Raw genomic sequence first — 9,307 nt, 5'->3', positions numbered from 1 at the left:
TCGACCCGGCGCAGCCATTCCTTGAAGCCGAGCGCGGACTGGCGCTGCACGGCGGTGATGAAATGGTACATGAAATGGTCGGCGGTGAGATAGACGATGTTCTTGGCGCCATCGCCCTGCTGTACCGCGTGGGCAATGGCGTTGAGCAGGTGCGACTTGCCCAGGCCCACGGTGGAATGAATATAGACCGGGTTGAAGCTCACCGTATTGTTGGTGACAGCCTGGGCGATCTGACGGGCGACGCCGAACGCCATTTCATTGGCCGTGCCGGCGACGAAATTGTCGAAGGTCATGCGCGGATCGATGGCGCTGCCGGCCAGCGCATCGCCCTTGGCCGAGCTGTTGTCGCGAACCAGGCGCGGCGGACTGGCGGGGATGGGCGCCGCCGGAGCCGCAATGGGGGCAGCCGCTTCGGCCAGCGCGGCGGGCTCGGCGGCCACAGTCGATGCAAGCCGAGGGCGGGCCTGGCCATTGACGCGCAGCGTCACCTGGAGGCGCTCGACGGCCTCGACATCCTGCCGGAACGCATCAAGAATCCGATCGGCGTAATTGGACTGGACCCAGGAGCAAAGGAAGCGCGTGGGCGCCGAAAGATGGACCAGCCCGTCCACCATTTCCTCCAGCTCGAGCCGGGCGAACCAGGAGGCAAACACATCCTCGCCCACACCGGCTTTGAGGCGGGCGCGGACCCGGTTCCAGAGTTCGCGCTGGCCATCGGTGGATTCGGAGATGCTCATGACAGGTTTTTCGCCTTTATTGACCGGAGAGAAGGAAGGGGAAGGGGCCTGCGCCCAATCATCCCTTCCGGCTATTGCCTGTCGCGTCATCGACTGTGCCCCATTTTTTCGTTCACGCCATCCGGCCCGCAAAGCCGGGATGGCCTTTTCTTGTTCTTGATGCCCGGCGCGCTGTCCTTGCGGAGGCTCAAACCGGATTTTATGCCGCAACGCCCGGAATTTTGGACGCATTCAACAGTACCGGCGCTTTCGCCACCGGCTCGAAACTCCATTTCCTTATGAACCTGGCCTTGTCCGGCCGCAGGCCTATGAAACGTCACCGGGCCTGAAAAACCCGGCTGTCACACTTGCTGCAAACACGAATTCCACCGGATGAAAGAGATCGGACATTGCTGCCCGAACATCCAAAACCCACGCCCCAAAACTGACCCTGACGACGTTGCCGGACGCTCGTTTTCGGCGTCCTTTCCTGCGCTGTCGAAAGTACTTTAGAGGGACGATTTTGGGGCCGCAACCGTGGAATCTGCAAAATGGGGGCTTGACTCTGACTCTGTGATTTTCCCCGTCTCGCCCCATTCAAATTTGCGTAAACCAAGCGCCTGAGACTCAATGCAGAATCGCGCGCCGAAGACAGACAAAGGGGTAAAAAATTTATTTCCCCTTTCGGTTCACCCGGCCCGAAAACCGCCCGCGGCAAGGCGACGCGCCCTGCTCAAAAACGCAATAAACCCTTGCAACGTCTTAAAAAACGGCAGGAAGACGGAAAGATCGACAGCGGGGCAGACTCCGTCATATCCCTGACATGAAGCCGCAAGGCCAGAAAAACTTCCCAAGCTACCATACAAAGAAAATGGGCCCCTTTCGGAGCCCAGTCTCGTCTGTTCGGAGGCGCCCCGAAGAAGGAGCGCGAGCCTTTCGGTCAGGCGCTCAGGGCCTTGACGCGGCTATTGAGGCGGCTGACCTTGCGGGCAGCCAGATTGGCATGGACGATGCCCTTGTTGGCGGCACGGTTGATCTCGGGCTCGGCGGCCTTGAGCGCGGCGAACGCAGCGGCATGATCGCCGGCGGTGATGGCTTCCTCGACCTTGCGGATGAAGGTGCGCATGCGGCTGCGGCGCGACTTGTTCACGGCCGTGCGGGCTTCGATCTTGCGGGTAGCCTTCTGGGCTGAGGGCGTATTGGCCATTGCGGTCCTCTTGGCGTCCAACCGGCCAGACGTCTCGGCTTCAGCAAGACGAACGTCCGGGATGAAATGAAAGCGGCGGCGTTCGACAGCCGCCAAGTTGCGCGGTCTATAGGGGAAAGGCGCGGAAGCGTCAACTGGATTCAGGCGGGCCAGGAGGCCTTCTGGCAGAGGGGGCAAAAGAAGCTCGAGCGTCCCGATTGCACGATGCGCGTGATGTGGCCCGGGCAAAGGGGCGTGGGGCAGGGCTCGTCCTCGCGATCATAGACGAGAAAATTGTGCTGGAAATAGCCCGAGGCGCCTTCGGCATTGCGAAAATCGCGCAGGGTGGAGCCCCCCGCGACAATGGCGGCGTTAAGCACGTCGCGCACCGCGACGACCAATGCCTCCAACGCCGGGCGCGGCGCCCCGGCCTCATCGACCAGCGCGCCCGCGGGGACGGTGGGCAGGATATGGGAGCGGTAAAGCGCTTCGGAAACATAGATATTGCCCAGCCCCGCCACGACGCGCTGATCGAGCAGGGCGGCCTTGATCGGCGCCTTCTTGCTCATGAAGGCCAGGGCCAGCCGGGTCGCGTTGAAATCATTGCCCAAAGGTTCGGGACCGAGCCCGGCGAGATAGGGGCTTTCGGACGGATCGCCATAAAGGTCGATGAAGCCGAAACGCCGGGGATCGGCATAGATCAGATGGCTGTGGCCGTGGTCGGGATGGGAGATATCCCAGACCATGTGGTCGTGCCGGGGAGCGGCGCCCGTCGCGTGATAGCGGGGCGCATCCACCGTTCGGTCGGCGAAGCGCCAGGAGCCGGTCATGCCCAGATGGCTCAGAAGCGTTTGGCCGCCCGAAAGCGTAAAGAGCAGATATTTGGCGCGGCGGCCCACCGAGAGCACGGATTGGCCGGTCACCGCCTGGGCCAATCCCGGGGGAAAGGGGAAGCGCAGATCGGGTCGGTTGAGCGTTACCCCATCGATACGGGCCCCGACGAGGAACGGCTCGAGGCCACGGCGGAGGGTTTCGACCTCGGGCAGTTCGGGCATGTCTTCTCCTTTACCTGTGCGTCTTTGTGCCATATCCAAGCCGAATTGGCTTGGATATGGTGCGCGCCGACCGGATCGGAAAGCAGCATGATTTTATGGACGAGGCGATGGCCATGAGCGAAGCGCGCGAGACCACCCATTTCGGCGAGCAGACCGTGGCCATGGACGACAAGCAGGGCCTGGTCAACAAGGTCTTCCACGACGTCGCCGACCGCTACGATCTGATGAACGACCTGATGAGCGGTGGCATCCACCGGCTGTGGAAGGATGCCATGGTGGCCGAGTTGGCCCCGCCCAAGGCCGGCACGCGCCCCTATCGCGTACTCGACATGGCGGGCGGCACCGGGGATATCGCCGAGCGCATCGTCAATGCCTCGGTGGGTTATGCCGAAGTCGTGGTCTCGGACATCAATCCCGATATGTTGCGGGTAGGGGCTGAGCGGGCCAAGGCCTGGCGCTATCCCGCGCAGGCCAGTTTCGTCGTCGCCAATGCCGAGGAACTGCCTTTTGCCGATGCCGGGTTCGACGCCTATACCATCGCCTTCGGCATCCGCAACGTGCCGCGCATCCAGAAGGCGCTGGACGAGGCCTATCGCGTCCTCAAGCGCGGCGGGCGCATATTGGTGCTGGAATTTTCCCAGGTCGACGTGCCGGGGTTCGACGCGGTCTACAAGACCTTCTCGGACCGGGTGATCCCGCCCCTGGGGCGGCTGGTGACCGGGGACGCCCAGCCCTATCAGTATCTGGTGGAATCGATCCGCAAATTTCCCGCCCCCACCGCCTTTTCGGCCATGATGGGCAAGGCCGGCTTCCGCCGGGTGAAGGCGACGCCCTTTACCGGCAATATCGCCACATTGTTCTCGGGCTGGAAAATCTGAGCGATGGGGCTGGTTTCCTATTTCCGCCTCATGCGCGCCGGCTATGTGCTGGCCCGTGAAGGAGCCCTGTCCATCGTACCGGTAAAGGACCTGCCTCCGGCCCTGGCGCCGCTGGGGCTGGGCGTGCGGCTGGCGCGGCTCATCGAGCGGCCAAGCGTCAAAAAGACCGGCCAGGTCGAGCGCCTCAATACGGCGCTCAACCGACTGGGCCCCACTTATGTCAAGTTCGGCCAGACCCTGGCCACCCGCCCCGATGTGGTGGGGCCGCAGATCGCCAGCGATCTTTCTGCCCTTCAGGACCGCATGGAGCCCTTCGATCCGGCGTTCGTGCCGGCCATTCTGACCACGGCCCTGGGCGAAAAGGCGGCGGAGCTGACCGAGATGAGCGCGCCGGTGGCGGCCGCCTCCATCGCGCAGGTGCATCGGGCCCGGTTGCGGCCCAAGGACGGGTTGCCGCAGGACGTGGCGGTCAAGATCCTGCGGCCCGGCGTTTCCGAACGCTTCATGGCCGATATCGAGAGTTTCTACGTGGCGGCGCGGCTGGCGCAGGGCATGGTGCGCTCGACGCGCCGCCTGCGGCCTACCGAGGTGGTGGAAACGCTCGACCGCTCGGCCCGGCTGGAACTGGACCTGCGGCTGGAGGCGGCGGCCATTTCGGAGATGGCCGAGAACATCAAGGACGATAGCGGCTTTGTCATCCCCACGGTGAGCTGGGACCATGTGGCCCAGAACGTTCTGACCACGAGCTGGGTGGCCGGCATCCCCATCCGCGACCATGCCGCGCTCGACGCGGCGGGGGTGGATCGCAAGGCGCTGGCGGCCAAGCTGCTGCAGGCCTTCCTGCGCCACGCGATCCGCGACGGCTTTTTCCATGCCGACATGCATCCGGGCAATCTTTTCGCCGATCCGCGCAGTGGCGACGTAATCGCGGTGGATTTCGGCATCATGGGCCGGATCAACCGCAAGGAGCGGCGCTTTCTTGCCGACATCCTTTATGGCTTCATCTCGCGCAATTACCGGATGATCGCCGAGCGGCATTTCGAGATCGGCTATGTGCCCAAGGACCAGTCGGTGGACGATTTCGCCCTGGCGATCCGCTCCATCGGCGAGCCGCTGCATGGGCGCACGGCGGCCGACATCTCCATGGCGCGCGTTCTGGGCCAGCTTTTCGCCATCACCGACCTGTTCTCCATGCAGACCCGGCCCGAGCTGGTGCTGCTGCAAAAATCCATGGTGCTGGTGGAAGGCGTCGCCCGCGCGCTCGATCCAGAACTCGATATCTGGACCGTGGCCGAGCCGGTGGTCGGCGACTGGCTGCGCAAGGAAGCCGGCCCCCTGGGCCGGATCGAGGCGCTCAAGGAACATTTCGACACCATTGCGGAAGCCGCAGGCCGCCTGCCGGTGATCGCGGCAGAGGCCGAGCTGGCGCTGGCCGATTATCATGCCACAAAGGCGCAGCCGCCCGACCGGGCGATGCGCTGGGCCAAGCTCATCCTCATGGGGCTGGCCGGCGTGACGCTCCTGGCGCTGCTCTGGCGGCTGGTCAGCGGAGCCGCATTATGAACCCGATCATTTCCATTCCGCTCAACTGGCTGCCCCATGGCGAGGGCCTGCCCCTGCCCGCACGCCAGACCGAGGGCGCGGCCGGCATGGATTTGCGCGCGGCGCTTGGCGAAGGCGAGGAGCTGGTATTGGCGCCGGGCCAGAGGGGTCTTGTGCCCTGCGGCTTCGCCATGGCGTTGCCCGAGGGCCATGAGGCGCAGGTGCGGCCGCGCTCGGGCCTGGCGGTGCATCATGGGGTCACGGTGCTCAATGCGCCGGGCACGATCGACGCCGATTATCGCGGCGAGGTCATGGTGCCGCTGATCAATCTGGGGCAGGATGCATTTGTGGTGCGCCGGGGAGACCGGATCGCCCAGATGGTGGTGGCCCCGGTGAGCGCGGCCATTTTCCAGACGGAGGCGAAGCTCGATGCGACAGAACGGGGCAACAAGGGGTTCGGTTCGACGGGCCGTGGCAGCGGCCTTTAGCGGCGCGTGGCTGCTGGCGCTGGGCGCGACAGCGGCATTGGCGGGCGACCGGGCGGGGATAAACCTCATCGGCTATTCCCCCGATTTGAGCTATTTTGCCTTCGAGGAATTCGGTATCCAGGACGGGTCGGGTTTTGCCTATAGCTCGGTCTTCATATTGGAACTGCCCACGGACATGTGGGTGAAGGGCAGCCCCATTCGCGTAAGGCTGGAGGAGGATGGCTCATCGCTCTCCCAGGCCCGGCACATCGCCGCCGAACAGGCGCGCTCGCTGCTCGATGATCATGGAATCACCGAACCGGCGATGATGCTGGCGCTCAATGGCGATGGCGAGGCTGCCGATTTCACGCGGCTGGAAGCCGGCTGGCCCGGCTATGGGCTAGGCGCGCCGCGCGAGAGCTTCGAGCTGGAGCTGGATAGCTTCGAGGCGCCGAGCAAGATTGCCTGCGCCGACTATACCGACGAGCCGGTGCTGGGTTTTGCCCTCACCCTGACGCGGGATGGGGAGCGCAGCGAAATCTACCGCGACGAGCGCATTCCCACCAGCCGGGACTGTCCGCTGGCCTATCGGCTGTACGGGGTGGCCGCGCCCTTCGCCGAGCCCTTTGGGGCCGACGCCGACATGCAGGCCGGGTTGGTGGCGCTGGTAAGCGTCTATCCGCTGGGATTTGAAGGACCGGACCGGCGCTTCATCGCGGTGCCCATTGGCCGATAAGCCCTTTTCATCAGACGAAACCCGCCGCTATGCCCGGCATCTGGTGCTCAAGGGCATGGGCGGGGCCGGGCAGCAGATGCTCCGGCGCGCCCGCGTGCTGGTGGTGGGCGCGGGCGGGCTGGGCAGCCCCGCCATCGCCTATCTCGCCGGAGCGGGCGTCGGCCGGCTCGGCATTGCCGACCATGACAGCGTGTCGCTCTCCAATCTCCATCGCCAGATCGTCCACAGCCAGCCGGGCCTGGGCAAGGCGGCGAGCGCCGGCACGTTCGCGACCCGGCTCAATCCGCATGTGGAGATCGTGCTGCACGAGCAAAGGCTCGATGCGGGCAATGTGGAAGCGGTTCTCGAAAATTATGATTTGGCGCTTGATGGCACCGACAATCTGGCGACGCGCCGGATGGTGGCGGAAGCCGCAGAAAGGCTGGGCCTGACGCTGGTGTCGGGTGCGGTGTCGCTGTTTGATGGCCAGGTGACGGTCTTTGCTCCGGGCGGGCCGCGCTTTGCCGCACTGTATCCGGGAGAGGCCGATGACAGCGACCTGCCCAGTTGCGAGGCGACCGGCATTATCGGCCCTCTTACCGGCGTCATCGGCACGCTGATGGCCATGGAGGCGATCAAGCTCATCACCGGCCTCGGCGAGCCGCTGATCGGCAGGGTGCTCACCTATGACGGCAAGGGCGGGCGCTTCAGCGAATTTTCCTTCTGAGGCTTGTGAAGAGCACCTCAGGCGTCGGGGTGCTTGAAGACCAGGGCGGCGTTGGTGCCACCGAAACCGAAGGAATTGGACAGCACCACCCCCAGATCGACGTCGTCGCGGCGCTGGCGCAGGATGGGCATGTCCTCGAAGGCCGGGTCGAGCACCTCGATATTGGCGCTTTCGGCGATGAAGCGATGCTTCATCATCAGGATCGAATAGATCGATTCATGCACGCCCGTGGCGCCCTGGCTGTGGCCGGTGAGCGACTTGGTGGCCGAGATGGGCGGGCACTTGTCCTCATTGCCGAACAGGGACCGGATGGCCTCGATTTCCTTGAGGTCGCCCACCGGCGTCGAGGTAGCGTGGGGATTTATGTAGTCGACCTTCTCGCGGACATTGGCCAGCGCCATGCGCATGCAGCGCTCGGCGCCCTCGCCCGAGGGCGCGACCATGTCCACGCCATCGGAGGTGGCGCCATAGCCGACCAGCTCGGCCCAGATGCGGGCGCCGCGCGCCTTGGCGTGCTCGTATTCCTCCAGCACCAGCACGCCGGCGCCGCCGGAAATGACGAAGCCGTCGCGGGCCGCGTCATACGCGCGGCTGGCCTTGGCGGGGGTGGCGTTGAAGTCGGAGCTGAGCGCGCCCATGGCGTCGAAAAGATCGGTCAGCGTCCAGTCCAGGTCCTCATGGCCGCCGGCAAAGACGATATCCTGCTTGCCCAGCATGATCTGCTCCATGGCGTTGCCGATGCAATGCTTGGAGGTGGCGCAGGCGGCGGTGATGGAATAGTTGATGCCCTTGATGCCGAAGGAGGTGGCCAGCGTTGCCGAGGCGGTGGAGCCCATGGCCTTGGGCACGGCCAGCGGCCCGATGCGCTTGGGGCTGTTGTTCTTGCGGGTAATGTCGGCTGCCTCGACGATGGTGCGGGTGGAGGCGCCGCCGGAGCCCATGACGATGCCGGTCATGGGGTTGGAAATATCGCCCGGCTCGAGCCCCGCATCGGCGATGGCCTGCTGCATGGCGAGATAATTCCAGGCGGCGCCCTTGCCCATGAAGCGGGTAACGCGGCGGTCGAGGATATCGAAGGGGTCGAGCCCCGGATCACCCTTCACATGGCTGCGAAAACCCAATTCGATGTAGTCGGGCGCGGATACAATGCCGGGAGCAGCGTTGCGCAGGCTCGTCGTCACCTCGTCCAGCGAATTGCCGATCGAGGAAATGATACCCATGCCGGTTACGACAACTCGTCTCATCGTGTCCTCGTCCTATCGATCCTTTGCGGGCATCGTTGGGGCTGATGCCTCTTTCTTATCATAGAGCAATGGCGCGGCGCTCAGGCGTTTTTCTGCTCGTGCAACTGGGCATCGGTGAACAGGCCCACGCGCAAATCCCGGGCCTCGTAGATCAGCTTGCCATCAGCCTTCACCCAGCCATCGGCAATGCCCAGGGTGAGGCGGGAGCGCATGACCCGCTTGATATCGATACCGTATTCGACGATTTCAACATCGTCGGTGACCTGGCCGGTGAACTTGATTTCCCCGCCCAGGGCGCGGCCCTTGCCGGGAGCCCCGATCCAGCCGAGAAAAAAGCCGGTCATCTGCCAGACCGCGTCCAGTCCCAGGCAGCCGGGCATGACCGGGTCGCCGATGAAATGGCACTTGAAGAACCACAGGTCCGGATTGACGTCGAGTTCGGCCCGAACCTGGCCGCGCCCATGGGAGCCTCCGGTCTCATCGATGCGGGTGATGCGATCGAACATCAGCATGGGCGGCGCCGGCAGGCGGGCATCCATCTGGCCGGGCAGCTCGCCCCGGCCGTGGGCCAGCAGTTCCTCATAACCAAATGCATTCTGCCGCTCGGCCATGCCATTACCCCGGTTAAACCTCAGTCTGGTCTCGTATAGGCGCGGAGGAACAGGGTCAAGACGCGCCCTCTCGGCCATTGGGCGCAAATGCCCGGCGCGCTGGGGGCCGGCAACTTGTCTCAACCCCGCGCCATGGCTATAAGGAGGCTGCAATTTCCGGCCCTTT

10 protein-coding genes are annotated in these 9,307 nt (G+C 64.4%); 5 read left to right on the top strand and 5 right to left on the bottom strand.

The features are described from left to right. The 3 genes from VDP82_RS09385 to mutM form a co-directional block, all read right to left on the bottom strand. Positions 1–737, bottom strand: a 737-nt coding sequence (locus tag VDP82_RS09385; RefSeq protein WP_323014588.1) for a DnaA ATPase domain-containing protein, incomplete at its 3' end; no start/stop codon positions are given. Positions 738–1,656: 919 nt separating this feature from the next. Continuing rightward, complete coding sequence (rpsT, locus tag VDP82_RS09380) at positions 1,657–1,923, bottom strand: 30S ribosomal protein S20 (protein ID WP_323014587.1); 267 nt, start codon at positions 1,921–1,923, stop codon at positions 1,657–1,659. A 140-nt stretch (positions 1,924–2,063) separates the two neighbouring features. After that, positions 2,064–2,957 (bottom strand): bifunctional DNA-formamidopyrimidine glycosylase/DNA-(apurinic or apyrimidinic site) lyase, encoded by an 894-nt coding sequence (mutM, locus tag VDP82_RS09375; RefSeq protein ID WP_323014586.1) that lies wholly within the window; start codon positions 2,955–2,957, stop codon positions 2,064–2,066. Positions 2,958–3,052: 95 nt separating this feature from the next. On the opposite strand from mutM, the gene ubiE reads away from it, so the two are divergent. The 5 genes from ubiE to VDP82_RS09350 are packed head-to-tail and all read left to right on the top strand — an operon-like array spanning position 3,053 to position 7,286. After that, entirely contained in the window at positions 3,053–3,835 is a 783-nt protein-coding gene (gene ubiE / locus VDP82_RS09370; RefSeq protein ID WP_416347096.1) for a bifunctional demethylmenaquinone methyltransferase/2-methoxy-6-polyprenyl-1,4-benzoquinol methylase UbiE, read from the top strand. Between the two features lie 3 nt (positions 3,836–3,838). Beyond that, entirely contained in the window at positions 3,839–5,398 is a 1,560-nt protein-coding gene (gene ubiB, locus VDP82_RS09365) for a 2-polyprenylphenol 6-hydroxylase (protein WP_323014584.1), read from the top strand. Continuing rightward, positions 5,395–5,865 (top strand): dUTP diphosphatase, encoded by a 471-nt coding sequence (gene dut, locus VDP82_RS09360; RefSeq protein WP_323014583.1) that lies wholly within the window; start codon positions 5,395–5,397, stop codon positions 5,863–5,865. Before ubiB ends, dut begins: the two co-directional genes overlap by 4 nt. Next, positions 5,849–6,580 (top strand): DUF2259 domain-containing protein, encoded by a 732-nt coding sequence (locus VDP82_RS09355; RefSeq protein ID WP_323014582.1) that lies wholly within the window; start codon positions 5,849–5,851, stop codon positions 6,578–6,580. The genes dut and VDP82_RS09355 overlap by 17 nt, the downstream gene beginning before the upstream one ends. Further along, positions 6,570–7,286, top strand: a complete 717-nt coding sequence (locus VDP82_RS09350) for a HesA/MoeB/ThiF family protein (protein ID WP_323014581.1) — start codon at positions 6,570–6,572, stop codon at positions 7,284–7,286. Before VDP82_RS09355 ends, VDP82_RS09350 begins: the two co-directional genes overlap by 11 nt. A 17-nt stretch (positions 7,287–7,303) precedes the next feature. On the opposite strand, the gene fabB is transcribed toward VDP82_RS09350, so the two are convergent. Further along, entirely contained in the window at positions 7,304–8,530 is a 1,227-nt protein-coding gene (gene fabB, locus VDP82_RS09345) for a beta-ketoacyl-ACP synthase I (protein ID WP_323014580.1), read from the bottom strand. Positions 8,531–8,610: 80 nt separating this feature from the next. Continuing rightward, positions 8,611–9,141, bottom strand: a complete 531-nt coding sequence (gene fabA / locus VDP82_RS09340) for a 3-hydroxyacyl-[acyl-carrier-protein] dehydratase FabA (RefSeq protein WP_323014579.1) — start codon at positions 9,139–9,141, stop codon at positions 8,611–8,613. Positions 9,142–9,307: the final 166 nt, after the last annotated feature.

Source organism: Devosia sp. (assembly GCF_034675085.1).
Lineage (GTDB): Bacteria > Pseudomonadota > Alphaproteobacteria > Rhizobiales > Devosiaceae > Devosia.
This window is presented reverse-complemented; position numbering and strand designations above follow the sequence as displayed.

Coding starts and splice junctions, on each gene's coding strand:
- ubiE (WP_416347096.1), top strand. CDS start 3,053: ATGGACGAGGCGATGGCCATGAGCGAAGCGCGCGAGACCACCCATTTC.
- fabA (WP_323014579.1), bottom strand. CDS start 9,141: ATGGCCGAGCGGCAGAATGCATTTGGTTATGAGGAACTGCTGGCCCAC.
- fabB (WP_323014580.1), bottom strand. CDS start 8,530: ATGAGACGAGTTGTCGTAACCGGCATGGGTATCATTTCCTCGATCGGC.
- dut (WP_323014583.1), top strand. CDS start 5,395: ATGAACCCGATCATTTCCATTCCGCTCAACTGGCTGCCCCATGGCGAG.
- rpsT (WP_323014587.1), bottom strand. CDS start 1,923: ATGGCCAATACGCCCTCAGCCCAGAAGGCTACCCGCAAGATCGAAGCC.
- ubiB (WP_323014584.1), top strand. CDS start 3,839: ATGGGGCTGGTTTCCTATTTCCGCCTCATGCGCGCCGGCTATGTGCTG.
- mutM (WP_323014586.1), bottom strand. CDS start 2,957: ATGCCCGAACTGCCCGAGGTCGAAACCCTCCGCCGTGGCCTCGAGCCG.